Raw genomic sequence first — 24,357 nt, forward strand, 5'->3', positions numbered from 1 at the left:
ATTTACACGAACGAAGTTCCGCGGCAACGGCAACGACCCATTCGGCGGGATCTGGGCTCCAGGAAGCGAACCTGGACGGGCCGCTGCCCTCGCCCGGCCGCGAGCTGGTGAACCGCTTCGATTTCCACGGATCAAGCAGGGGATCCGGAATAGGAGCCCGGGCCTGAACGGCATTCATAACGCAAAATCAGCGCGAAACTTACCCTTGACAACACCGTAGTGCGCCAATAATCTCCCGACTGCTTATATCGTTTCAATCCGTCTGGAGGCCGGACGTCACGGCGGTGCGGCTACCCGGGGGCGTCGCGTCTCCAAGCGGGCCTGACCTCAGGAGCCCGTGACATGAGTCCCCCCAGCAGCATCCGCCGCGCCCTCGTCGCCGCTTCGGCCGCACTGCTCTGCACGTCCCTGGCCGCCGTCCCGGCCGCGAACGCCGCAGCCCAGGGCCCGCCGGGTGTCCGGCTCGAGCACCTCGACAGAGGACTGGTCGCCGCCTCCACCAGTGAGGGCGTGTTCCTCAGCTGGCGGTTACTCGGCGACGAGGTCACCGGGCACGGCGACGCCGGGATGACCGGCGCCGACTTCCGCGTCTACCGCGACGGCCGGCCGATCGCGACGGTCACCGGCAGCACCAACTACCGCGACGCCGGCGGCACCGGCGCCTCCGAGTACCGGGTGGCCCCGGTCGTCAAGGGCAGGGAGGGCCGGCGCAGCGCTCCGGTCGCGCCCTGGCTTGAATCGTTTTATGATCTGCCCCTGCGCAAGCCCGCCGACGGGGTGACTCCGGCGGGGGAGGCGTACACCTACTCGGCCAACGACATGAGCGTCGGCGACGTCAACGGCGACGGCCGGTACGAGTTCGTCGTCAAATGGGATCCGTCGAATTCCAAGGACGTATCCCAGCGCGGCTACACCGGCAATACCTATCTCGATACCTACGAACTCGACGGCACCCTGCTCTGGCGGCTCGACCTGGGTGTCAACATCCGTTCTGGCGCCCACTACACGCAGTTCCTGGTCTACGACTTCGACGGCGACGGCCGCTCGGAGATGATGGTCAAGACCGCTCCCGGGACCAGGATCATCCGCTATGGCGCCGGCGGCGACGTGATCTCCGAGCGCTACGTCACCATGCCGAAGCAGGACGTCAAGGCCGGATACGCGCACACCGACGACTACCGCAAGAGCGCCGGCGACTACTTCGACCACCTCGTCGAGATGTTCATGGGCTGGCACGAGCACCCCGAGGTGGTCGCCGGACGCTGGCCCGCGACGCTCGAGCAGGCCTTCGGCATCGAGCCGTCCCGCGACTACCCGCTCTCCAGGGAAGCCGCCACGGAACTCGCCACCTACTTCGTCGACGTCTACGCCCCCGGTCGCAGTGGCAACAACCGGTTGCGGGAGTTCGCCGGCTTCGTCATCACCGGGCCCGAGTACCTGTCGGTCCTCGGCGGCGCCACCGGCAAGGAGCTGCAGACGATCCACTACAAGCCCGCCCGTGGCGACGACGGGCTGCTGTGGGGCGACTACGCCATGGCCAGGGTCGAACCGGGCAACCGGGTCGACCGGTTCCTGTCCGCCGTCGGCTACCTCGACGGCAAACGCCCGTCGGCGATCTTCGCCCGCGGCTACTACACGCGCAGCACGCTGGTGGCCTACGACTGGAACGGCAGGAAGCTGAAGGAGGTCTGGTACGTCGACAGCGGCCACGTGCCGATGGCCAACCCGTTCAACGCCTCGCCGCACGGTGTGGACGGCACCGATCCCGAGTTCGCCACCATCACCACCCAGGGGTTCCACTCGCTGAGCGTGGCCGACGTGGACGGCGACGCCAAGCAGGAGGTCGTCTACGGCTCCGCGACGATCGACGACGACGGTGACCTGCTCTACTCCTCCTTCGCCGAGGGGCCGCCGCAGAGCAACGTGCCGGGGCAGCGCGTCCGGCTGGGACACGGTGACGCGATGCACGTCGGCGACCTCGACCCCGATCGCGACGGCCTGGAGATCTGGACGGTGCACGAGGGCGGCGCGTGGGCGCCGTACGGCTGGGCGATGCGCGCTGCCGCCACCGGCGAGGTGCTCTTCGGCGGCTACAGCGGCGTGGACACCGGGCGCGCCATGACCGGTGACATCGATCCCGACATCCGCGGCATGGAGGCGTGGTCCTCGATGCCGCCCAACCAGGCGATCGAGGCCGGTCTCTGGTCGGCCCGCGGCGAGTACCTGGGCAGGAACGCGCCGGGCACGAACATGAGCATCCGCTGGGCGGCCGACATGACCACGCAGATCGTCAACGGCACGGCCACCACCGTCCTGCAGACGCCGACGATCGACGACCGCCGGCGCGGCACGCTGCTCACCGCGACGGGCACGCTGACGAACAACGGGACGAAGGGCAATCCGTCCCTGGTCGCGGACGTCTTCGGCGACTGGCGTGAGGAGCTGATGGTGCGCACCGCCGACAGCACCGCGATGCGGGTCTACCTCAGCACGGAGGTGACGGACCGCAAGCTCTACACCCTCATGCACGACCCGCAGTATCGGGTGGACGTGGCCCGGCAGCAGACGGGCTACAACCAGCCGGCCTATCCGAGCTTCTACCTCGCATCCGACATCGACTGGTCGCGGGTCCCGGTGCCCGGCGTCCGGAAGCCCCGCGGGTAGGGCGTGCCGGGGAGCGTGACAGGTGCGTCACGCTCCCCGGTCACAGGGATCGGTAGAGATCGGCGACCCGGGAGAACGCCGCCTTGCGTTCCCAGCGGCCGTCACGGCTGCACACCTTGACGATGCCGAAACTGGCCATGTCCAGGTCGTGGCGTGGATCCGGGGAGTGCGGATAGCTCGGCTCGGCGAACTCGAAGACGAAGGCGCCGTGCACGTCCTCCGCCGCGTACGTCTCGATCAGGGCGGCGAGGTAGTCGGCCTGCACCTGCTCGCTCCTGACCTGGGCGCCCTTGACTCTCGGCGTGGCGGCGCGCCAGTCGACGATGCCGTCGCCGGAGGCGCCCTTGGCGTCGGCCCCCTCATGGGCGCAGCAGCCGAACTCCGTGATGACCACCGGTCTGCCATGCCGCCGCAGCGCCCGCAGATCCCGGAGGTAACCGGCCTGGTTGCTCGCATCCCGGTAGAGGTTGACGCCGACGAGGTCGAAAGGCCGCCAGTCGAGGATCTCCCAGCTGCCGGCCGCATACGTGACGTCGCCCTGGAAGTGCTCCCTCGCCACCGTGACCGCCTCGCCCAGGTGCTCGTTCAGCTTCCTGTTGTAGCGCCAGAGCAGGAGCGGCCAGGTGAGGGTCAGCACCTGCGTTCGCCGCTCGAACGTGCGGCCCGGCACGATGCCGCGCATGAAGAGGCTGAGCTCGCACCCGACGTTGAGGGAGATCCGGTCCGGATACCGCAGGCGGAGCTCCTCGGCGATGACGCTCACCTCGCGCAGGTGCGCCAGCGTCTCGGCGGGACCGGACTCCACCAGGCGGGGCTGCAGCCAGACCCGCAGCCCCTGTTCGGCCGCGTGACGTGCGGCGACGGCGAGGCGGCCGGCCTCGCTGCCGAAGACGGTGACCGCGTTGCAGTGCAACTCCTCGGCGATCACCCGGATGTCCTCGCGTACCTCCTCCTCGTTCCATCGCGGCCTGGACAGGTGACCGGGGACGTAGGCGGTGCCGACGTCGTAGTTGACGCCCTTGATCTCCAGCTCTCTGCCCGCCGGCCGCGCGGTGGGCTCGACGGGCTGCCGGCGCCACCAGGAGCGGACGGTGAGGGCGGCCGCGAACGGCAGCGCGCCGAAGGCCACGACGGTGAGTGCCGAAGGCGAGGTCAGCTCGAACTGGCCGCCGACCGAGCCGAAGAGCTGGGCGGCCGTCTGGAAGGCGAGATGGAAGCCGATCGAGGTCCACACGCTGCCCGTCACCGCCCGCAGGAGTCCGGTGACCAAGGAGAAGGCGAAGAAGAGCGCGATCCTCGACATGGAGTTCGCGCCGCCGTTGACGGCTCCCCAAAGCGTGAACAGGGCGGCCTGGGCCAGGATGGCCGGCCATGGTCCCCATCGGGCGGCCAGCCGGCTGAAGAGGTAGCCCCGGAAGACCAGCTCCTCGGGGAAGGCCTCGTAGAAGAAGACCAGGACCAGCAGGCCGCCGGCGGTCAGCAGCATCTCGCCCACCGAGCCGCGCAGGGCCACCTCGGTCCAGCCGAGCAGCAGGCAGGCGGCGGAACCGGCGGCGGCGGGGATCAGCCAGCAGGCCGCCCCGGCCAGCAGGTGGCGGCCGCCGTGCCGGAGCGAGGTCAGGCCGATGCCCGACAGAGGCGCCCTGTCGAGTAATCGAGTGGTCGCCACCACGGCGGGCACGATGAGGGCGAACAGCGTGCCGGCCCGCACCACGTGCGCCCACCGGTCGTAGTCGGATCCGAAGATCGCGTCGGCGCCGTGGAACACGAGCAGGGAGGCGAAGGTCGTCCAGGCGAACATCGCCCCGACGCGCCACCACAGGAGCGCCCCGGCGCCGGTCTCGTCCTTCATGGCGGCCTCAGCCATCGCGCCGGGTGGCACGATCGAACAGCGCGGCCAGCTCGCGGGCGTGCACCCGCACGTCGGTGTCCGGCCGCGCCCGCAGCTCGGCCGGGATGTCCTCGAGGCTGGCCAGGATCGAAGCCGCCACCACGCGGGGCGGGAACGCGCGGAACTCACCGGCCTGCTGCCCGGCACGCAGGAACTCCTCGAGCTCGGCGAGCGACTCGGCCCGGCCGGCCCAGGCCATGGTGCTGGGGCCGGTCCCGACCGCCGAGCGGATGGCGCCGAGCGCCATGGTCTCGACCTGATGCGTGGCGAAGTAGTGCACCTGGGCCTCGATGATCATGGTGAGTGCCTCCGTGTAGGACTGGGCCCGCTCGGTCCGGGTGCTGATCTCGGCGCGCATCGAACTCAGCACCTCCGCGAGGACCTGCTCGATCAACTCGTCCTTGCCGGCGAAGTGGTAGGAGATCAGCGCGGGGCTGACCCCGGCCCGCTCGGCGATCCTGGCGAACGACGCCCTGGCGTGGCCGAGTTCGGCGATCGTCGTGATGGCGCTGCGCACGATCTGCGCGCGCCGAGCCTGCTCGATGAACGAACCGCCGTCCTGGGCGGTCGACCGGTTTTCTGGTTGCATAACCAGGAATCTAAGCGATCGATCAGCCGTATGGCGGCTCAGGCAGGCGAGTGTGACCTTGAGTCACCAGACTCCGCCGAATGAGATTGGTCGGAGTTTACGGTCAAGGCCCTTACCGTCTATCGGGTCACGTCGCTTACCCGTGGCCCTCGCCCGGGGCCCTCTCCATGATCGACGCTGTTTGTCCCGATATTGTGACAATGTGCCATATGCTGGACATTCTGTGCTAGCAAGGGTATTCGCGCAGGTCAGGTCGGGTGGGCCGCGCCGATAGGCCGATGTCCGGTAATCTGACCGTTATATCCAACTGTTGCTGACCGTTACGTTTTGCCCGATATTGTTCACTCGTACGCCGTCCCGTGTCGATTCTTTTTCCTGATGTACGACGGCGGCTTCGTTGTGGGGGCTCTCGTCAACCGGAACCGCCGGCCCCCGTTCAACGCGGACGGAGAGTGATGGGCAAGTACCTGCTTCGCAGGTTGGCAATAAATGTGATCTTGGTCGCGGTCGCGGCCAGCCTGGCATACATGCTCGCCGCAACCACCATGAATCCCCGCGGCGCGTACGAGGGGCGCCAGCCCCCGGTGGCCGAGGCTGTCGTCGACGCGACGCTCGACGCGTACAACCTCAACGACAAGACCCCCGTGCTGCAGCGGTACGCGACCTGGGCGTCCGGAGTGGTCACCGGAGACTTCGGCAGGACCTGGAACGGCGGCTCGGTCAACGACGAGATGGGCAGGCGGATCGGCGTGAGCCTCCGGCTGCTGTTCGTCGGCACACTCGTGGGCTTCGCCGTGGGGGTCGCCCTCGGCGCGTACTCGGCCGTCAAGCAGTACAGATTCCCCGACCGCCTGATCGGGGTCAGCTCCTTCGTGATCATGGCGATCCCGGTGTTCGTGCTGGCCACGCTGCTGGCTATCGCCACGTACAACGTGAACCGAGGGCTCGGCTTCACGCTGATCGAGTACACGGGCGAGTACAACCCCAGGCTGTCGGGCTGGGACCAGTTCCTCAACCGGCTGAACCACCTGATCCTGCCGACCATCTCGCTCAGCCTCGGCTCGATCGCCTTCTACAGCCGCATCCAGCGCAGCATGATGCTCGACGTGCTGAACCAGGACTTCGTCCGCACGGCCATGGCCAAGGGGCTGCGGCGCAGGACCGCGCTGCTGAAGCACGCGCTGCGCACCGCGCTGATCCCCGCGGCCACCTACTTCGCCTTCGCGTTCGGGACGATGCTCACCGGAGCCACCTTCACCGAGAAGATCTTCGCCTGGCACGGCATGGGCGCCTGGTTGATCGACTCGATCAACCAGAACGACGTCAACGCCGTCGCCGCGGTGAGCCTGTTCGCCTCCGTCTGCGTCCTGGCCGCCGCCTTCCTGTCGGACCTGCTGGTGGCGGCCCTCGATCCTCGAGTGAGGGTGAGTTAGGTTGCGTTCCAAGGTTGTCTTCGCGCGGCTGATCCGCAACAAGCAGGCCCGTTACGGCTCCATCGCCCTGCTCCTGCTGGTGGCGCTGGCCTACGTCGGCCCCTACGTCGGCGCCCACGACTGGACCGACAAGGACTTCCTGGCCTTCCTGTCGCCCCCGTCCGCCGACCACTGGTGGGGGACCACCACGATCGGCCAGGACATGTTCGCGGTCACGCTGCGCGGCATGCAGAAGTCGATCATCATCGGGCTGCTGGTCGCGGTCATCTCCACCGGCCTCGCCGCACTGGTCGGCGCGTTCGCCGGATATTTCGGCGGCTGGGTCGACAAGCTGCTCATGTGGGGCGTGGACCTGCTGCTCGTCCTGCCCAGCTTCCTCATCATCGCGATCATCTCGCCGAGGCTGAGGGGCGCCTCCTGGATCTGGTTCGTGGTACTGCTCGCGGCCTTCGCCTGGATGATCACCTCCAGGGTGGTCCGCAGCATGACGCTCTCGCTGCGCGAGCGGGAGTACGTCCTCGCCGCGGTCTACATGGGCATCCCCCGCTGGAAGATCATTTTTCGTCACATCGTGCCGAACCTGTCGTCCCTGCTGATCATCGACGCGACGCTCAACGTCAGCGGCGCGGTCATCGGCGAGGCGGCTCTGTCGTTCTTCGGATTCGGCATCCAGGCGCCCGACGTCTCGCTCGGCACGCTGATCGCCGAAGGCGCCCGCAACGCCACCGGCTACCCGTGGCTGTTCGCGTTCCCCGCCGGCCTGCTGGTGGTCCTGGTGCTGAGCATCAACCTGATCGGCGACGGCCTGCGTGACGCACTCGACCCGGGGAGCAACACATGAGCATCTTGGAGGTCCGCGACCTCAACGTCACCTTCCCCGGCCGCATCGAGGCCGTGCGCGGCGTGAGCTACGAGGTCTCGCGCGGCGAGGTGCTCGGCATCGTCGGCGAGTCAGGCTCGGGCAAGTCCGTGACGTCGCTCGCCATCATGGGCCTGCTCTCGCCGAACGCCGTGGTCAGCGGCTCGGTCAAGCTGCACGGCCAGGAACTGCTCGGCGTGGACGAGTCCCGGCTGACCAAGGTCCGCGGCAAGTCGATCAGCATGATCTTCCAGGACCCGTTGTCGGCGTTCACCCCCGTCTACACCATCGGCGACCAGATCGCCGAGGCCGTCCGCGTCCACCAGAAGATGGCCAAGGACAAGGCCGCCAAGCGCGCCGTGGAGCTGCTCGACCTGGTCGGCATCCCGCATCCGGACGTGCGGGCCAAGTCCTTCCCGCACGAGTTCTCCGGCGGCATGCGGCAGCGCGCGATGATCGCGATGGCCATCGCCAACGACCCCGACCTGCTGATCTGCGACGAGCCGACCACCGCGCTCGACGTGACCATCCAGGCGCAGGTGCTCGAGGTGCTCAAGACCGCGCAGCGGGAGACGGGCGCCGGCATCGTGATGATCACCCACGACCTGGGCGTCATCGCGGGCATGGCCGACCGGGTGCTCGTCATGTACGCGGGCCGTCCGGTCGAGCAGGGGCCGGTGGACGACATCTACTACCGGCCGCGGATGCCGTACACGATGGGTCTGCTGGCGTCGATCCCCCGGATCGACGGCGAGGAGGGGCCGCTGGTCCCCATCGAGGGCAACCCGCCCTCCCCGGTCGAGCTGCCGCCGGGCTGCCCGTTCGCGCCGCGCTGCCCGATGAAGGTCGACGCGTGCGACGACGAGGAGCCGCCGCTGGTCCCGATCGGCGGCGGGCGGCACGTGGCCTGCATCCGCTCGCGCGAGATCGAGCACAAGAACCTGACCGGCACCGACGTCTTCCCGGTCCCCGTCATCCCGCCGAGCGAGGTGGTGCGGATCCCGCGTGACCAGCGTGCGACGGTGCTCGAACTCGACGACGTCATCAGGCACTACCCCCTGATGAAGGGCGCGGTCTTCAAGCGGCGCGTCGGCACCGTGCACGCGGTCGACGGCATCAGCTTCGACATCGCCGAAGGCGAGACGCTGGCGCTGGTCGGCGAGTCCGGCTGCGGCAAGACGACCACGCTGCAGCAGATCATGCAGCTCAGCGCCCCGCAGCGCGGCCGCGTCGTCGTGCTCGGCAAGGACAGCGCCAAGCTGGACAAGGCCACGCACAAGGCGCTCCGGAGCGAGCTGCAGATCGTCTTCCAGGACCCGATGGCCGCGCTCGACCCGCGCATGCCGGTCGGCGACATCGTCGCCGAGCCGCTGCGCGCCCACGGGCGCAAGAACGTGACCGAGCGGGTCGCCGAGCTGCTGGAGCTGGTCGGGCTCTCCCGCGAGCACGCCTCGCGCTATCCGCAGCACTTCTCCGGCGGCCAGCGCCAGCGCATCGGCATCGCCCGCGCGCTCGCGCTCGACCCGAAGGTGCTGGTGCTCGACGAGCCGGTCTCCGCGCTCGACGTCTCCATCCAGGCCGGCGTCATCAACCTGCTGGAGAAGCTGAAGAACACGCTGGGACTGTCGTACCTGTTCGTGGCGCACGACCTCGCCGTGGTCCGGCACCTCGCCGACCGGGTCGCGGTCATGTACCTCGGCAGGATCGCCGAGATCGGCACCGTCGAGAACGTCTACGACCGTCCGGCGCACCCCTACACGCAGGCGCTGCTGTCAGCGATCCCGCTGCCAGACCCCGAGATGGAACGCACCCGTAAGCGGATCCTGCTCGAAGGCGACCTGCCCAGCCCGGCCGACCCGCCATCGGGCTGCCGGTTCCGCACCCGTTGCCCCAAGTTCGCGCGCCTCAGCCAGGCGGAGCAGCGGCGCTGTGTGGACGAAGAACCGCTGGTTGCTCGGCACGCGAACGCCACGGATCACGGCGTCGCCTGCCATTACGCGGAGGAGATCGAGGTCATCACGGCCTCGGAAGATCAGGAGGAAAAGTGAAGGTTCGTTATCGGGCAGCGGCGGGAATCTCGGTCCTCGCCATGGCCGTCGCGGCCTGTGGCGGTGGTGGCGGAGACGCCCAGAAGCCCAATGCCGAGCAGTCGCAGCAGGCTCAGCAGCAGATGGCGGAGACCCCGGCCATCAGCATCGCCCCCGCCGCCTACGAGCAGGTCAAGGACGGCGGCACGCTGACCCTGGCGGTCGGTCAGTGGCCCAGCCAGTGGAACACCAACCACGTCGACGGCAACCAGGCCGACACCGCGGACATGATGGACACGATCATGCCGCAGCTGATGGTGGCCGACGAGGAGGCCAACTTCACGGCGAACCCGGACTTCCTGACCGACGTCAAGAACGAGACGTCCGGGGACAAGCAGGTCGTCACCTACACGCTGAACGACAAGGCCGTGTGGTCGGACGGCACGCCGATCACCTGGAAGGACCTCGAGGCCGCCTGGAAGGCCAGCAACGGCAAGAACAAGAAGTTCAAGCCGGCCTCCACCGACGGCTGGGACCGGATCGAGTCGGTCACCAAGGGCGACTCGGACAAGGTCGCCATCGTGACCTACGCCAAGCCGTACCCGGAGTGGCAGGGCCAGTTCTCCCGGTCGCCGTTCCTCCACCCGGCCAAGCACATGGAGACGCCCGAGGCGTACGACAAGGACTACCTGCAGAAGATCCCGGTCACCGCCGGTCCCTTCAAGGTCGAGAGCATCGACGAGGGCACCAAGACGCTCACCGTCGTCCGTGACGACAAGTGGTGGGGCAAGAAGGCCAAGCTCGACAAGATCATCTTCCGCACGATCGAGACGCCCGCCGCCCAGGTGAACGCCTTCGCCAACGGCGAGCTCGACGCCGTGGAGATCCCGCCGGGCAGCCCGGCCGACCTCAAGCGGGCCAAGGAAGTCCCGAACGTGGACATCCGCAAGTCGCTCAGCCCGAACTGGCGGCACATCACCGTCAACAACCAGTCGGAGTTCCTGAAGGACAAGTCGGTCCGCCAGGCCGTCCAGTACGCGATCAACCGTGACGTGATCACCCAGTCCGACCTCAAGGACATGGACTGGCCGCTGCAGACGCTGGGCAACCACGTCTTCATGAACAACCACAAGGGCTACGTCGACAACTCCGGCGACCTCGGCAAGTACAACGTCGAGAAGGCCAAGCAGCTGCTCGACGCGGCCGGCTGGAAGCAGGAGGGCGAGTACCGCAAGAAGGACGGCAAGGAGTTCTCGCTGAGCTTCGTCGTCCCCGCGGGCGTGCCGTACGCCAAGACCGAGGGCGAACTCACCCAGGCCATGCTCAAGGAGGCCGGGATCAAGATCACGATCCGCCCGGTCCCCGATGACAAGTTCTTCACCGACTTCATCATCAAGGGCGACTTCGACCTGGTGCCGTTCTCCTGGATCGGCACGCCGCTCCCGATCGGCAGCCTGCCCCAGATCTACAAGAGCGGCTCCGAGAGCAACTTCCCCAAGGCCAGCGACCCCGCCGTGGACGCCGCCATCGAGGAGGCCGTGAGCGAGATGGACCCGGCCAAGGCCTTCGAGAAGGCCAACGCCGCGGACAAGCTCATCTGGGACATGGTGCACACCATCCCGCTGTACCAGCGTCCTGACATCCAGGCCACCAAGAAGACGCTCGCCAACTGGGGCGCCTTCGGCTACAAGTGGAGGGACTACAGCCAGGTCGGCTTCACCGGCTGATCTTCGCGCGTGACGACCCCGGCCGGTCTCCGGCCGGGGTTCGTGCTGTTGGGAACCGGTATTTTGGAACGATGCATCCCCCTGTTGAGCCTTATGATCATGGGCACCTGGATACCGGCGACGGCCATCTCGTCTACTGGGAGGTCTGCGGCAACCCCGACGGCAAGCCCGCGCTCGTCGTGCACGGCGGCCCCGGTTCGGGCTGCAGCGTCAACCAGCGCCGCACCTTCGACCCGGAGCGCTACCGCATCATCCTGTTCGACCAGCGCAACTGCGGCCGCAGCCTGCCGCACGCCGCCGACCCGGCCGCCGACCTGTCCACCAACACCACCCACCACCTGGTCGCCGACATGGAGCGGCTGCGCGAGCACCTCGGGGTCGACACATGGCTGCTGTACGGCGGGTCGTGGGGCTCCACGCTGATGCTCGCCTACGCCGAGGCGTACCCCGAGCGGGTGTCGGAAATGGTCATCGTGGCCGTCACCATGACCCGCCGCTCCGAGATCGACTGGCTCTACCGGGGTGTCGGCCGCTTCTTCCCTGAGCAGTGGCAGCGCTTCCGCGAGGGCGTGCCCGAGGCCGAGCGCGACGGCGACCTGCTGGCCGCCTACTCCCGGCTGATGTCCGACCCCGACCCGGACGTGCGCGCCAAGGCCGCTCACGACTGGACCGCCTGGGAGGACGCGGTGATCTCTCTGGAGGTCAACGGCAAGCCGAACGCCTACAGCGACCGGCCGCCCGCCGCCCTGCTGGCCTTCGTCCGCATCTGCTCCCACTACTTCTCCAACGCCGCCTGGCTGGAGGAGGGGGTCCTGCTGCGGAACGCCCACAGGCTGGCCGGCATCCCCGGCGTGCTCATCCACGGCCGCTTCGACCTCGGCGGGCCGCTGGAGACCGCCTGGCAACTGGCGCAGGCCTGGCCCGACGCGCGCCTCGTCGTGGTGGACGACTCGGGGCACACCGGCAGCCAGACCATGCGCAAGGAGATCTTCGCCGCCCTGGACGGCTTCGCGCCAGGACTCACGTGAAGGTGACGTCGCTGCAGAAGTAGTACGTCTGGTCCATGTGCGAGGCCTTCCAGATGGTGTAGACGACGTGGCGGCCGGTGCGGCCCGAGCTGCTGAGACCGTTGACCGGATACGTCTGGGCGGGGGCGTACCCGGCGGTCTCGCGGACCAGCTCCAGGTGGTTCCAGCCCAGGGGCGTGGTCGTGGCGTCGTAGCCCTGGTGGGTGATGTAGACCCTGATGTAGTCGGCGCCGTGGCCGGCCTGGTCGTTCAGGCGGATGTCGAAGGTGTTGCCGAGGTTCGTCGTCGTCCACGCGCCGGGCGTGTCCATGGAGCGGTAACGTGCGCGGAGGCGGTGCCGGTCATGGGGATGGCGTAGAGCATCGTCGCGGACAGCAGGAGGATCAGGGCGCGCAGTGTCCGGCGTCGGGCGTGGCCGTGTGGCATGGTGCGATTTCCGGTTGAGGTTCCGGGGTGAAGGGAGCGCTCCCGCTTGGCGGCGACGGTATCTGACAGCCTCGGTGGAAACAACTGACGGCATGAGTCAAGCGCTCGCCCCGCCATGGCCTGCCGGGGCCGAAGTGCGGGGCGAGCAGCGGAAAGGCGTCCGCGTGGTCAGATCGGTCGTGGTGCCTGGTCCGGTGAAAGTTTCAGCCGTGCGAGTTGCTGCGCGAGCCCGCGATGGTGAAGCAGGACGGGCCGTTCGGGCCGCCGATGCGGACGGAGTCGAAGAAGTCGCGGAAGGTGGAGAAGAAGTTGCCCTTGGCGCGCGGGGTGGTCACCGCCGAGCAGCCGTCGTAGCCGGCCTCGGAGTAGAGGTGGATGTAGGAGTCCGTGCGGTTCCAGTCGGACTTGGACCTGTCGGCCATGTTCAGCGCGGCGAGATCAGGCGTGTCGCTCTGGATCTGGATGATGTCGCCGGTGCCGTCGAGACCGGAGAACATGCAGTAGTTGCCCTCCTGGCATCGGTCGTAGCCATCGGCCGCATGGGCGGGAACGCTCGTCAGGGTGGCCAGGGCGATGGCCGCGATCGGTAATGCCAGCACGTGAAGCTTCTTGCCCACCATTCCTCCATGGGTGAAACTTTCCTTCGATGACGAGTCGAACATACATGGCTTGATCTTTCTGACGGAAGGGGTAAGCGCCTGCGGGTTCTGCCGGGCCTCGGCGCCATGCCGGTGGCCGGGCGGGCACGATGGACCCATGGCCATCCCTCGCGACTACGACACCGACCCGGAGCGGTTCCGGCTCGCCTCCACCGTCACCGCGCGCTACCTGACGGGGGAGCGCGGCCAGCACCGGCATGTCGCCGACGCGCTGACCGGCGCGGGAGCGGCGCTGGTCCTCGACATCGGATGCGGCGAGGGAGCCCTGAGCGCGGCGCTGCCCGCCGGCTCGACGCGCGTCGTGGGGCTGGACGCCGCTGCGGCGATGACGGGCCGGCACCCGCGCCCGGTGGTGCGCGCGGAGGCGGCCGCGCTGCCGTTCGCGGACGGGGTCTTCGACGCGGCCGTGGCGGTGAACATGCTCTACCACCTCGACGACCCGGTCGCCGCCATCGCCGAGGCGCATCGCGTGCTGGCGCCGGGCGGGATGTTCGTCGCCGCCTCACCGAGCCGCCTCGACTCCCCGGAGCTGGCCGGGGTCTGGCGGCCGGAGCGGTCGACCTTCGACGCCGAGGACGCGCCGGAGCTCCTGGCGCGGGTCTTCGGCCGGGTCGAGGTCGAGCGGTGGGACGCGCCGCTGATCACCTTGCCCGACGAGCCGGCGGTCCGCGACTACCTGATCGCCCGCTACGTCCCGCCGCACGCCGCGGCAGCGGCCGCCGCCCGGGTCCGGACGCCGATCACGGTCACCAAGAGGGGAGCGTTCGTGTACGGACGCAAGGAGTGATCACTGGGCCGGATCCTGCCGTGACGCCTGCGGAACGTACAGGCGCTGGCCGGCGGTGAGGCCCCAGCCGAGCCGCGCGAGCAGCTCTCGTACGGCGGGCGGCGCCGGGTCCAGGATCAGTTCGCGGCCGGGGCGCAGGCCGGCGGCGGTGGCCAGGATCAGGCGCAGTCCCGCCGCGTCGATGAAGCTCAGCCCGCCGAGGTCGAGCCGGATGTCCTGGTCGTCGATCCGGGTCGCCCACCGTAGCGCGCGAGCCAGGACCCGCCGGTTGCTCCGGTCGATCTCGCCTGTCACGCGCAGGCCGAGGGGGTGGAGGATGTGCATGATCTGGGCTTGTCCGTTGCGTTCGAAGGTCATCGCGCTCCGGGGGTCGGGGGGTGTGTACGCCAGGCGCCAAGGCCGAAATCGTGGCAAATCTGGCATCTAACGACCGAGTTCGTCATCGACGTGGCACCATCGAGGCGGAGGAGATGGTTCCGGCCGTCGCCTTCCGCGCCGGCACCGGTGGTCGCACCGCGTGCTCGTCAGCCGCGCCCCGGCTCGCCTCGAGTTCGGGTCGTTTCATCTTCTGCCCGAGGGAACATGCTTTACGCGCGCAATGCCCCCGTATCCGGTAGGTGACCACATGAGCGGACAGTTCGAGCTGCGCTGCCCCATCACCTACGATCTGGGACTGATCCGGGGCCTGATACGCCTGTACGCCCAGCATGCCGGCCTGTCCGGTGGCCGTCTGGAGAACCTGACGCTGGCCGTCAACGAGGCGATCACCAACGTCCTCGACCACGCCGGCGCCGCCGGGACGGTGACCGCCACCAGCGACGACAGCGGCGTCACCGTGGAGATCGTCGACCTGGCGGGCACCCTGATGCCCGAGCACCTGGCCACCGCGCACGTCGACGTGACCTCCTCGCACGGCTTCGGGCTGTGGGTCATCCGCTGCGTGTGCGACGAGCTCACCCTCGATCACCCCGACGGCCGCACCCGCCTGCGCATGCACATGCGCTTCCGGCCCCCGGCGGCGTCGGTGCTGAGCCCGTTCGAGCCGAGCGACAGCTCCTCCGAAGCGGTGAGCTGACCCGGCTCAGGCCGGTCCGGACAGGGACGCCACGGCCAAGACGGCCGTGTTGAACGCGATTTGGGCGACGATCGCGACCGGGTCCAGCGAGACGCCGCCCGCTTCAGCCCTCGGCGGCAGCGTCACGGGCGCGGTGCTGCGGCAGCAGGCCGGCCGCCTGGGCACGCAGGATCGCCGTGACGCGGTCCGCCGCCCCGAGTTTGCGATAGAGGTTCTCCTGGTGCTTGTGCACCGTCCGGGGGGAGATGCCGAGCCGCCGTCCGATCGCGACTGCGGTCAGGCCCTTGGCCAGGAGGGACACGACGGCCGTCTCGCGAGGGGTGACACCGAGGTCCGCCGCCCGCTCCGCCGGCGCCGGTCCGCCCGACTCCCGCCATCGGCGCAGGTGACGCAGATGCTTCTCGGCGGTGACCAGCAGCGGCTGGACCCGGGCGGCATAGGCCTGGTCGCGCTCGGTGACCCGCTCGCCGAGCGGGCGGCAGATGAGGAACGAGCGGATGGTGCCCGGCGGGGCCGCCAGCGGCAGCGCGATCTGCTCGTCGACGCCCATGAGCGAGCGCATCGTGTCGTAGGTCGGCGTGCGGCGCCAGCTCGACTCGGTGGTCACGTCGGTGATGGCGTGCGGGGCGCGGTCGTGCTCGTCGCGGGTGTAGTGGACGGCCAGCGGATGCGCGCCCATGTTCGCGCGCAGCAGCGTGGTGAGGGGGAGCTCGCCGGGCCAGTCGGGCGCCCAGGCCTGCACGTCCCCGGCTCCGCGCAGCAGTTGCACATTGTCCAGGAACAGGCACAGGGCGCCGTGGAGGGCGTCGTTCAGCTCGGCGGTCAGGCGCGGCCACTCCAGCTCCGGCTCGGTGCTGTCCAGGAGTGCCACGGCGAGGTCCAGCATGCGTTCGTAGTCCTGTGAGGTGAGGCCCATGTGCGCGAGTGTCCGAGCGGTGAACGTTCCGCTCCAGGGACTTTTGCGCAGGGCGTCTACGTACTTTTGCGTATTTCGACTGGTGGGACCGGAGTTCGATCCTGGTGAGCGCGACGAAGGGCGCCGGCCTGAAGGCCGGCCGCGCCGCGTGATCGAGGAGCGCACGATGAGACAGGTGATGGTGGCCGTCCTCCTGGCCGCGAGCCTGGTGGCGAGCCCGGCCGCCGCGGCGGCGAACATTCCCGCGGTCTTCGACGGCGCCTCGGCCGACGGCCTGCTGGTGTGGTTCTCGACCACGGAGGCGATCCCCGGCACGCCGGACACCGACACGGCGCGCGACGTCTACGAGCGCGCCGCCGACCAGAGCCTGCGGCTGATCTCCACCGGCGGGGCCAACCTCGACGCGGACTTCCATCGCGCCCTCGGCGCCGGCGGATCGGTGTGGTTCTCGACCACGGAGGCGATCCCCGGCACCGGCGACACCGACACCGCGCGCGACATCTACGAGCGGACGGTCGGCGGCGCCCTGCGCCTGACCACCACGGGCGGGACCAACGACGACGCGCGGTTCCTGAACCTCGCCGCCGACGGCAGGCGCCTGTGGTTCTCGACCGTCGAGGCGATCCCCGGCACCGGCGACTTCGACCAGGCGTCGGACGTGTACGAGTGGGCGGCCGGCAGCGGGATCAGCCTGGTCTCCCGAGGGGGAGTGGCCGGTGAGCCCGCGACCTACACCGCCGCCTCGGCCGACGGGTCACGGGTCTGGTTCCGCACGGTCGAGGCGATGCCCGGCACCGGCGACACCGACCAGGCCCTGGACGTCTACGAGCGGTCGGGCGGGACCGTACGGCTGATCTCCACCGGCGGCGCGAACGTGGACGCGTCCATCGTGCGCGCCTCGGCCGACGGCACGCGGGTGTGGTTCCGGACCCTCGAGCCGCTGCCCGGCACCGGCGACGCCGACACCGCGCTCGACGTCTACGAGCGGGACGCGGCGGGCGCCCTGCGGTTGATCTCGGCCGGCACGGCGAACACCAGCGCGGCCTTCACCGGCGCCTCGGCCAACGGCCAGATCGTCTGGTTCGCGACCACGGAGGCGATCCCCGGCACCGGGGACACCGACAGCGCGCTCGACCTCTACGAGCGGCGGGCCGGCGCCGTGCGCCTGATCACCCCCGGCACGCTGAACGTCCCCGCGGGCTTCGCGGCCGCGGCCGCCGACGGCTCCCGGGTCTGGTTCGAGACCGTGGAGCCGATCCCCGGGACGGGGGACTCCGACCTGGTCATGGACGTGTACGAGATGGCGGGCGGAGCGGTCCGCCTGGCCTCGGCCGGGGTGGCCGGCCTGCCCGCCGAGTTCCGGGCCACCGACGGCCGCACGGTCTGGTTCCGCACCCACGAGCCGATCGCGGGCACCGGCGACACCGACACGGCCGACGACGTCTACGAGCTGAGGGCGGGCACGACCGGCCTGGTCTCGGCAGGGGCCGCGAACCTGGACGCGAAGTACCTGGCGAGGTCGGCCAACGGCCGCACGGTGTGGTTCCGCACCGACGAGGCGATCCCCGGCACCGGGGACACCGACCTGTCCACCGACGTCTACGAGCGAAGCGCCGGCTCGCCGGCGCGCCTCATCAGCACCGGCCAGTCGCCCGCCGCGGGCGGCGCGTACTTCCTCGGCGCGTCGGCGGACGCCTCCCGGGTGCGCTTCATGACCACCGAGGCGATCCCCGGCACCGGCGACACCGACACGGCGATGGACGTCTACGAACGCCGCCCCGACGGCACCCACCGGTTGATCTCCACCTGAAGGGGGAACGATGCGACTCGTCCTCGCGCTCGTCCTGGCCGCGCTGTGGGCGCAGCCCGTGCACGCCGCCACCGCCGGCATACCCGGACTCGAGCGGGTCGTCGGCTACAGCACCATCGACTCCGCCCAGACCAAGAGCGCGCGCGCCGACTGCCCCTTCGGCAAGGTCGTCATCGGCGCGGGCGGCGGACTCAGCGCGGTCAATCCGCACCTGGTCCTCAACGGGATCAAGGTGTCCGACACTCTTCGCCACGTCGAGGCCGGTGGCTGGGAGGACGAGAACGGGACCACGGCCAACTGGATGGCCTTCGCCACGGCGATCTGCGCCGATCCGCTCCCCGGCCTGGAGAAGGTCACAGTGAGAAGCCCCTACGACTCCAAACCCGTGAAGACGCTGAGCACCGGATGCCCTGACGGCAAGGAGATCCTGAGCGTCGGCTGGGAGATCGACAGCGCGCCCTCGCAGGCGTGGCTGTCCTGGCTCAGCGTGTACGAGGGCAGGCCCGCGTACGGCATCCGGAGCCGGGCGTTCATGTCCGCGAGCGAGGACCAGACCGGCTACGACCTGGATTGGTGGATCCACCTCCACCTGCTCTGCGCCTTCCCGCCCCCCGGGCTCGACTGGGTCCGCACGGGCGGCCTGCCCGACTCCACGCCGTACAAGACCGTTGAGCCGGTCTGCCCGCAAGGCAAGCGGGTGATCGGCGTGGCCGGCACGATGGAGACCGACGGCGCGCGCAGCCAGCTGGGCATCCGCCAGCTTGAGGTCGGCTCGAGCCGGTCCGCCTTCGTCACCGCGTCGGAGGATCACGACGGCACGACCGACATCTGGCAACTCGTCGGCCAGGCCGCCTGCGTGGACACCTGACCCGCCGGTACGGCCCGCCTGAGCTGCGGAAAGTGACGTGGAGGCGGGGAAGGCACCGCCCGGCGCGGCGCCCGCCAAGCCGGTCGCGGCCTACACGGGGACCTACGCCAACGCTCACTACGGGCCGCTCACCGTCACCGTGGACGGGGATGAGCTGGTGATGCGGCTCGGGCCCGAGGATCGGCGCTTTCCGCTGCGCCACTACGCGGGCGTGAACCGGGCGACCCGTCCTCGCGGGCCGCCCGGGAGGCGATCGGTCAGCGGTCCACGTGGACGACGCCGAACTCCACCAGCGGCGTGCTGCCGGCGAAGTAGCGGTCGACCTCGGCCCGCTCGGCCGCGCTGGGGTTCGGGTTGGTGCAGCTCACCCCGGCGCTGGAGCCCGACATCAGGTCCGAGCAGCGGCCGGTGCGCCGGTCGGGCAGGCCGAGGATGTGGCCGATCTCGTGGGTGGCGATGCGCAGCGGGCTGTAACCCTGGGAGGTGGCCTGCCTGCCCATCCAGATCCTCCCGCGGCCCAGGCTGGTGGGCTGCGCCCGCGGCCAGCCGTTGTCGGCGTACACGACGAAGTCGGCGGGTGTGCCCGGCACGAGCCTGACGTTGCTGACACTGGCGTTCCAGAGCTGTGCGGCCTGGTCCACCGTGGCCCGGAACTCCGCCGCCCTGGTGGCGTCGTACCGGAGCACCCTGACCAGGGATACGGCCTGGGCGGGGGAGCTGATGAGGAGGAAGGAGAGGGTGAGGGCGAGACTGACCGCGAGACGAAGGAATCGTGGCATGGGGGGATCCTCCGGGAGTGGGGGTGCTGCCACGGTATGCGCGGCTTCTCGCCCCGGAGAGCTGGCAGATTGCCCCTATCGCGGTGATATGCCCCTGTGTCGTTACGCCTGACGCGTGAGATAGCCGCCCATGGTGCGGAAGAGCTCGGTGGCCGGCAGGTCGGCGCCGTCCTCGGTGCGGACGCGCTCGATCACCAGCCCGTGGTTACGGCCACGGCGGGCGTCGGCGCCGGCGACGATGACCACGCCGTCCCCCTCGCGGATGAAGACACGGCCGGGGGTGCCGCCGTAGATCCCCCGGGACACCGAGGCCTTCAGCACCCGGACGCGCTCGCCGTTGTAGTGGGTGAAGGCGTTGGGGTAGGGGTCGGACTGCGCGCGGACCAGCCGGGAGATGTCCTCTGCGGGCCACGTCCAGTCGATGTTGCCGTCCTCGATCGACCGCTTGTGGAAGAAGCTGGCCTTCGAGCGGTCCTGCGGGGTCCAGTCCGCCCGGCCGGAGGCGATGAGGTCCAGCGCCTCGGTGACGACCGGGCCGATCAGGTCGACCGTGCGGTGGAACAGGTCGGTGGCGGTGTCCTCGGGCCTGACGGGCACGGCGCGCTGCACCACGATGTCGCCGGCGTCCAGCTCCTCGTCCATCATGTGCGCGGTGACGCCGACCTCCCGCTCGCCGTTGATCAGCGCCCAGATCAGCGGTGAGAAACCGGCGTAGGCGGGCAGCAGCGAGTCGTGCACGTTCAGGGTGCCGTGCCGGGGCAGGCGGAAGATCTCCGGCGGAATCCAGGTCCGCCAGTTGTTCGCCACGATGAGGTCCGGCTCGGCCTCCTTGAGCCGGGCCATCAGCTCCTGGTCGTCGGGCCGGTTGCGCAGCAGCACCGGGACGTCGCGCGCCTGCGCCAGCTCGGCCACCGAGTCGCTCCAGATCCGCTCGTAGGCGTGGTCGCTCTTGGGGTGCGTCACCACGAGCACGACCTCGTGCCCGGAATCCAGCAGCGCCTGGAGCGTGCGGTGTCCCCAGGTCTGGTAACCGAACATCACGACCCGCATGGTGTCTCCTTGTCGAGGGGATCCGATCAGGTTAGGCTCACCTTAATTAGGCCAGGCTAACCTAATTCAGGTCGGTCATCCACCCCGGAATCGGCCGCCAGGAAGGCACTACATGTCCTCTTCGGATCAGCACGTCCACGACCTCATAGGCATCGGCTTCGGGCCGTCCAACCTCGCCCTGGCGATCGCGCTGCGCGAGCACCAGGCGAGGACGGGCGAGGTGATCGACGCCGTGTTCCTCGAGAAGCAGCATGCCTTCGGGTGGCACCGGGGCATGCTGCTGGAAGGGACCACCATGCAGGTGTCCTTCCTCAAGGACCTGGTCACCATGCGGAACCCGGGGAGCGAGTTCAGCTTCCTCAGCTATCTGCAGGACAAGGGGCGGCTGCTGGACTTCATCAACCACAAGACGATGTTCCCGTCCCGGCTGGAGTTCCACGACTACCTCGAATGGGCGGCCGCCCCCTTCGCCGACCAGGTGGCGTACGGGTCCGAGGTGGTCATGGTCACCCCGGTGACCGTGGACGGAGCGGTGGATTTCCTGGACGTGGTCGTCCGCCAGAGTGACGGCACGCTGACCACCCGGCGCACCCGCGACCTGGTCGTCGCCGCCGGGCTCGAACCGGTCCTGCCGGAGGGCGTGGTGAGCGGCGAGCGGATCTGGCACAGCGACGAGTTACTGGACAGGCTGCCCGAGCTGCGGGATCCGCGCCGGCTCGTCGTGGTCGGAGCCGGGCAGAGCGCCGCCGAGGTGACCGACCACCTGCACGCCGTCTTCCACGACGCGGAGGTGTGCGCCGTCTTCGCCAAGTACGGCTACACCCCCGCCGACGACAGTTCCTTCGCCAACCGCATCTTCGACCCGGTGGCCGTCGACCACTTCTACACCGCGCCCGACGAGGTCAAGTCGCGGCTGCGCGCCTACCATGCCTCCACCAACTACTCGGTGGTCGACCTGGAGGTCATCGACGGCCTGTACCGCCGCCACTACCAGGAGAAGGTGCTGGGCAAGGAGCGCCTGCGCATCCTCAACGCCTCCCGGCTCGTCGACGTCGACAAGGACGAGGCGGGCGTGCGCGCCACCGTGGAGTTCCTGCCCACCGGTGAGCGCACCCTGCTGGACGCCGACGTCATCGTCTTCGCCACCGGCTACCGGCCGGCCGACCCGCTCACCCTGCTCGGCGCGATCGGCGAGCACTGCGACCGGCTGCCCGGCGGCGGCGTGCGCATCGGCCGCGACTACCGCGTCGCGACCCCACGGGCGGTGCGCTGCGGCATCTACGTCCAGGGAGCCACCGAGCACACCCACGGCCTCACCTCCACCCTGCTGTCCAACACCGCGGTCCGGGTGGGGGAGATCGTCCAGTCGATGGCCGACCGGCTCCGCCGCGGCACCTACGCCATGTCGCGCTGAGCCGCGTCGTGGTGGCGGCCGATCGGGATGACCGGCGGAGTCACGCCGACGGGGTCGGCCGTCGCCACGCAACGCCCGCGAAGACGTCCTCGACGAGGTCGGTCTATCGGCGCGCCTGGTCGAGGTCGTGCGGCGCCATGACGACCGTGCGGGCCTTTGCCAAATTTTACCGAGCGCGAAAACCCCGGCGGGTACGGGGTTTCGGGGGCAGGTAAGGCTCAGTCAGGCCATCTGTAAGGTTTGCCTACTTGTGCACTTATGGGGCTGTATATACCTTTTGCCTCATCGTGGCACACGGATCGGGCTCCCCTCGCCCATCCGTTGCCCATTCGTTGACCGGACCGTGCGCTGTCCTGGCGAGCCCCCTCCTCGGGACGGCGCACGGCCGCCGAGTCCGCATCTCGCGGAGCCGGGGACCCAAGTTTCTGGGGTGAATCGGACGCCTTGCGTCCGTAGGGCACTTCCACGCCCGAACCCGTCAGCTAACCCGGTAGGCGGCATGGAAGCAAGGAGTCAATTCCCTCATGCCCGAGCCTCGGCTCGCCGCCCTTTCCCCCAGGCGCCTGCTGAACCTCCCCGGCTACGCCATCGCCGGTGCGATCCTGGCGGCGGTCGCCCTGACCGGCCCCGCGTACGCCGTCGACCATCCGCCGGCTCACCAAGGCCGCGAACAGGTCCCGCTCACCTACGGCCAGGACGTCTCCAACTACCAGCCCCAGCACGACTGGAACGCCAGCCCCGCCAAGTTCGGCATCATCAAGGCGACCGAGGGCGTGAGCTTCCGCGACGGCACCTTCGCCCGGCACTGGCGGGAGCTGGACAAGAAAGGCATCGTGCGCGGCGCCTACCACTACGGTCACCCCGGCAACGATCCCGTCGCCGAAGCCGACCACTTCCTGTCCGTGGTGAACGCCCAGCCCGGCAAGCGCGGTGACCTGCTGGTGCTGGACCTGGAGACCACCGACGGCCTGTCCGTCGAACAGGTCAACAACTGGGCCAGGACCTGGCTGTCCTACGTCGAGGACACGACCGGCATCACCCCGATGTTCTACAGCGGATGGAACTTCGCCGACACCTACGGCAGGGGACTGGCCGAATATCCCCTCTGGGTGGCCCACTACAGCAAGCCCAAGGGCACCGTCACCCCGCCCGCGGACTGGAAGTACTGGACCATCCACCAGTACTCCGACACCCCCGTCGACCAGAACGTCTCCTCGCTCACCCCCGACGGGCTGCGCGCCCTCGGCCGGCGCTGAGGCGAGCTATGGTCGTAGTTCAGCCCTTTCGGCAGCGGAGATCCGCAGCATACGCAGACACCTGGCACGACCGCCCACGCAGCCAACTTCCGGCAGGCGCACGCCTGGGCATGCTCTCAGGCGAAGTGCATGACGATGGCCAGCCCGATGAGGTGCATGGCTGCCACCGCGGTGAGCAGTGCGATGAACACGAACTTGGCCGGGCCATGCTCGAAGTGCCTGCCCTCCTTCAGCGGAGGCAGCTTCGCTACGCGCTCGGCGATGCGGTCCTCGATCGGCTTGCGATGAAACATGAGGTGTCCCTCCCCGAAGGGCCCGGCCACAGTCGATTTGCGTGGCATCTATTGGTAGGCTAACGATTTGTACACCAAGTAAACTACCAGAGCTCGTAGGAGGCGTACACATATGGAGACTGTGAGAGAGGCAACAGGCCTCTTGGCGCTGGACCGGCAGGTGTGTTTCGCCCTCAGCATCGCCTCACGCAGCGTGATCAGCCTCTATCGACCGCTGCTGCAACCCATGGGGCTGACCCACCCGCAATACCTGGTCATGCTCGCGCTCTGGGAAAACGAGCCCTTGTCGGTCAAGGAACTGGGAGAGCTGCTCCAGCTCGACCCAGGCACGCTCTCCCCGCTCCTCAAGCGGCTCCAGGCCCTTGGCTACATCCACCGCGAGCGCAACAGTCAGGACGAACGCGCCTTGGCCGTGACCCTCGCTCCAGCCGGTCGGCAACTCAGGGCCGAAGCGGAGAAGATCCCTCCTGCCATCATTGCCCGGCTCGGCATGGACATCGAGGAGCTCGAGAAACTGCACCAGTCGCTGATGCGAGTGATCTCGGCAACGCACCGCGCCAATAATCCCCAGGTGCAGGCCTAGGCAACCTCTCCACCCCGAGGCAGCTCGCGCGCCTCCCTGGCGGCCAGTTCGGAGGGCAGGACCGATCGCCGACCAGGGCGACGAGCATGCCCGGGGACGTACCCACGGGCGCCCTGCCGCCATCCTGGTGGCTATCGCGATACACGGTGTCATCCCTGGTCAAGCGGGTACGGGCCGGGCACGAGGCCCACAGCGACGTGGTGTCTCGCCGTACACCGAACAG

22 protein-coding genes, 1 pseudogene and 1 riboswitch are annotated in these 24,357 nt (G+C 69.1%); of the genes and pseudogenes, 14 read left to right on the top strand and 9 right to left on the bottom strand.

The genetic code is table 11. The features are described 5' to 3' along the window. Positions 1–342 precede the first annotated feature (342 nt). The gene (locus V5E28_RS36370) at positions 343–2,664 is read left to right on the top strand and encodes a rhamnogalacturonan lyase (protein ID WP_336213842.1); all 2,322 of its coding nucleotides are present in this window, start codon (positions 343–345) and stop codon (positions 2,662–2,664) included. A gap of 40 nt (positions 2,665–2,704) precedes the next feature. On the opposite strand, the gene V5E28_RS36375 is transcribed toward V5E28_RS36370, so the two are convergent. Continuing rightward, positions 2,705–4,531 (bottom strand): CPBP family glutamic-type intramembrane protease, encoded by a 1,827-nt coding sequence (locus V5E28_RS36375; RefSeq protein ID WP_336213844.1) that lies wholly within the window; start codon positions 4,529–4,531, stop codon positions 2,705–2,707. After that, on the bottom strand, positions 4,524–5,144 hold the full coding sequence (locus tag V5E28_RS36380; RefSeq protein WP_336213845.1) for a TetR/AcrR family transcriptional regulator: 621 nt from the start codon (positions 5,142–5,144) through the stop codon (positions 4,524–4,526). The genes V5E28_RS36375 and V5E28_RS36380 overlap by 8 nt, the downstream gene beginning before the upstream one ends. A gap of 455 nt (positions 5,145–5,599) precedes the next feature. On the opposite strand from V5E28_RS36380, the gene V5E28_RS36385 reads away from it, so the two are divergent. From V5E28_RS36385 to pip, 5 genes are all read left to right on the top strand, one after another. After that, positions 5,600–6,577, top strand: a complete 978-nt coding sequence (locus V5E28_RS36385; RefSeq protein ID WP_336213846.1) for an ABC transporter permease — start codon at positions 5,600–5,602, stop codon at positions 6,575–6,577. Between the two features lies 1 nt (position 6,578). Continuing rightward, complete coding sequence (locus V5E28_RS36390) at positions 6,579–7,418, top strand: ABC transporter permease (RefSeq protein WP_336213847.1); 840 nt, start codon at positions 6,579–6,581, stop codon at positions 7,416–7,418. Next, entirely contained in the window at positions 7,415–9,484 is a 2,070-nt protein-coding gene (locus V5E28_RS36395; RefSeq protein ID WP_336213849.1) for an ABC transporter ATP-binding protein, read from the top strand. Before V5E28_RS36390 ends, V5E28_RS36395 begins: the two co-directional genes overlap by 4 nt. After that, positions 9,481–11,190 (top strand): ABC transporter family substrate-binding protein, encoded by a 1,710-nt coding sequence (locus tag V5E28_RS36400; protein WP_336213851.1) that lies wholly within the window; start codon positions 9,481–9,483, stop codon positions 11,188–11,190. The genes V5E28_RS36395 and V5E28_RS36400 overlap by 4 nt, the downstream gene beginning before the upstream one ends. A 71-nt stretch (positions 11,191–11,261) precedes the next feature. Beyond that, on the top strand, positions 11,262–12,218 hold the full coding sequence (gene pip, locus V5E28_RS36405; RefSeq protein WP_336213853.1) for a prolyl aminopeptidase: 957 nt from the start codon (positions 11,262–11,264) through the stop codon (positions 12,216–12,218). Here the strand turns inward: pip and V5E28_RS36410 are convergent. Both V5E28_RS36410 and V5E28_RS36415 read right to left on the bottom strand, forming a co-directional pair. After that, entirely contained in the window at positions 12,211–12,738 is a 528-nt protein-coding gene (locus tag V5E28_RS36410) for a lytic polysaccharide monooxygenase (protein WP_336213855.1), read from the bottom strand. The genes pip and V5E28_RS36410 overlap by 8 nt on opposite strands. A gap of 109 nt (positions 12,739–12,847) precedes the next feature. Continuing rightward, positions 12,848–13,243: a peptidase inhibitor family I36 protein gene (locus tag V5E28_RS36415; RefSeq protein ID WP_336213857.1), complete on the bottom strand. Its 396-nt coding sequence runs from the start codon at positions 13,241–13,243 to the stop codon at positions 12,848–12,850. Between the two features lie 157 nt (positions 13,244–13,400). On the opposite strand from V5E28_RS36415, the gene V5E28_RS36420 reads away from it, so the two are divergent. Next, on the top strand, positions 13,401–14,090 hold the full coding sequence (locus V5E28_RS36420) for a class I SAM-dependent methyltransferase (RefSeq protein WP_336213858.1): 690 nt from the start codon (positions 13,401–13,403) through the stop codon (positions 14,088–14,090). Here the strand turns inward: V5E28_RS36420 and V5E28_RS36425 are convergent, their stop codons facing one another. Then, positions 14,091–14,447 carry an STAS domain-containing protein gene (locus V5E28_RS36425; RefSeq protein ID WP_336213860.1) on the bottom strand — a complete coding sequence of 119 codons (357 nt, stop codon included), beginning with the start codon at positions 14,445–14,447 and terminating at the stop codon, positions 14,091–14,093. Positions 14,448–14,715: 268 nt separating this feature from the next. Between V5E28_RS36425 and V5E28_RS36430 the strand changes: the two genes are divergently transcribed. Further along, complete coding sequence (locus tag V5E28_RS36430) at positions 14,716–15,165, top strand: ATP-binding protein (protein WP_336213861.1); 450 nt, start codon at positions 14,716–14,718, stop codon at positions 15,163–15,165. Positions 15,166–15,268: 103 nt separating this feature from the next. Here V5E28_RS36430 and V5E28_RS36435 read toward each other — a convergent pair whose 3' ends face one another. Continuing rightward, entirely contained in the window at positions 15,269–16,081 is an 813-nt protein-coding gene (locus tag V5E28_RS36435) for a helix-turn-helix transcriptional regulator (RefSeq protein ID WP_336213863.1), read from the bottom strand. A gap of 166 nt (positions 16,082–16,247) precedes the next feature. Between V5E28_RS36435 and V5E28_RS36440 the strand changes: the two genes are divergently transcribed. The 3 genes and pseudogenes from V5E28_RS36440 to V5E28_RS49740 form a co-directional block, all read left to right on the top strand. Next, complete coding sequence (locus V5E28_RS36440; RefSeq protein WP_336213865.1) at positions 16,248–17,891, top strand: hypothetical protein; 1,644 nt, start codon at positions 16,248–16,250, stop codon at positions 17,889–17,891. Positions 17,892–17,901: 10 nt separating this feature from the next. After that, positions 17,902–18,759 carry a hypothetical protein gene (locus V5E28_RS36445; RefSeq protein WP_336213866.1) on the top strand — a complete coding sequence of 286 codons (858 nt, stop codon included), beginning with the start codon at positions 17,902–17,904 and terminating at the stop codon, positions 18,757–18,759. 37 nt (positions 18,760–18,796) lie between these two features. Continuing rightward, positions 18,797–18,958: pseudogene (locus V5E28_RS49740) on the top strand (DUF3471 domain-containing protein); the annotation flags it as partial. A gap of 58 nt (positions 18,959–19,016) precedes the next feature. Here the strand turns inward: V5E28_RS49740 and V5E28_RS36450 are convergent. Together V5E28_RS36450 and V5E28_RS36455 are read right to left on the bottom strand one after the other, a co-directional pair. Next, a complete protein-coding gene (locus V5E28_RS36450; RefSeq protein ID WP_336213868.1) occupies positions 19,017–19,538 on the bottom strand; it encodes a snapalysin family zinc-dependent metalloprotease in 522 nt (173 codons plus the stop codon). 102 nt (positions 19,539–19,640) lie between these two features. After that, positions 19,641–20,588, bottom strand: coding sequence for a methionyl-tRNA formyltransferase (locus V5E28_RS36455; protein ID WP_336213870.1), 948 nt, complete (start codon positions 20,586–20,588; stop codon positions 19,641–19,643). A 112-nt stretch (positions 20,589–20,700) separates the two neighbouring features. Between V5E28_RS36455 and V5E28_RS36460 the strand changes: the two genes are divergently transcribed. Both V5E28_RS36460 and V5E28_RS36465 read left to right on the top strand, forming a co-directional pair. Beyond that, positions 20,701–22,002 (top strand): lysine N(6)-hydroxylase/L-ornithine N(5)-oxygenase family protein, encoded by a 1,302-nt coding sequence (locus V5E28_RS36460; RefSeq protein WP_336213872.1) that lies wholly within the window; start codon positions 20,701–20,703, stop codon positions 22,000–22,002. A gap of 376 nt (positions 22,003–22,378) precedes the next feature. Beyond that, positions 22,379–22,514: riboswitch (cyclic di-AMP (ydaO/yuaA leader) on the top strand. A gap of 12 nt (positions 22,515–22,526) precedes the next feature. Then, complete coding sequence (locus V5E28_RS36465) at positions 22,527–23,258, top strand: glycoside hydrolase family 25 protein (RefSeq protein WP_336213874.1); 732 nt, start codon at positions 22,527–22,529, stop codon at positions 23,256–23,258. 116 nt (positions 23,259–23,374) lie between these two features. Here V5E28_RS36465 and V5E28_RS36470 read toward each other — a convergent pair whose 3' ends face one another. Next, a complete protein-coding gene (locus V5E28_RS36470; protein WP_336213875.1) occupies positions 23,375–23,551 on the bottom strand; it encodes a hypothetical protein in 177 nt (58 codons plus the stop codon). A 112-nt stretch (positions 23,552–23,663) separates the two neighbouring features. On the opposite strand from V5E28_RS36470, the gene V5E28_RS36475 reads away from it, so the two are divergent. Next, positions 23,664–24,134, top strand: a complete 471-nt coding sequence (locus tag V5E28_RS36475) for a MarR family winged helix-turn-helix transcriptional regulator (RefSeq protein WP_336213876.1) — start codon at positions 23,664–23,666, stop codon at positions 24,132–24,134. Positions 24,135–24,357 lie beyond the last annotated feature (223 nt).

It is taken from the genome of Nonomuraea sp. LPB2021202275-12-8, from assembly GCF_037044575.1.
Taxonomy (GTDB): Bacteria; Actinomycetota; Actinomycetes; order Streptosporangiales; family Streptosporangiaceae; genus Nonomuraea.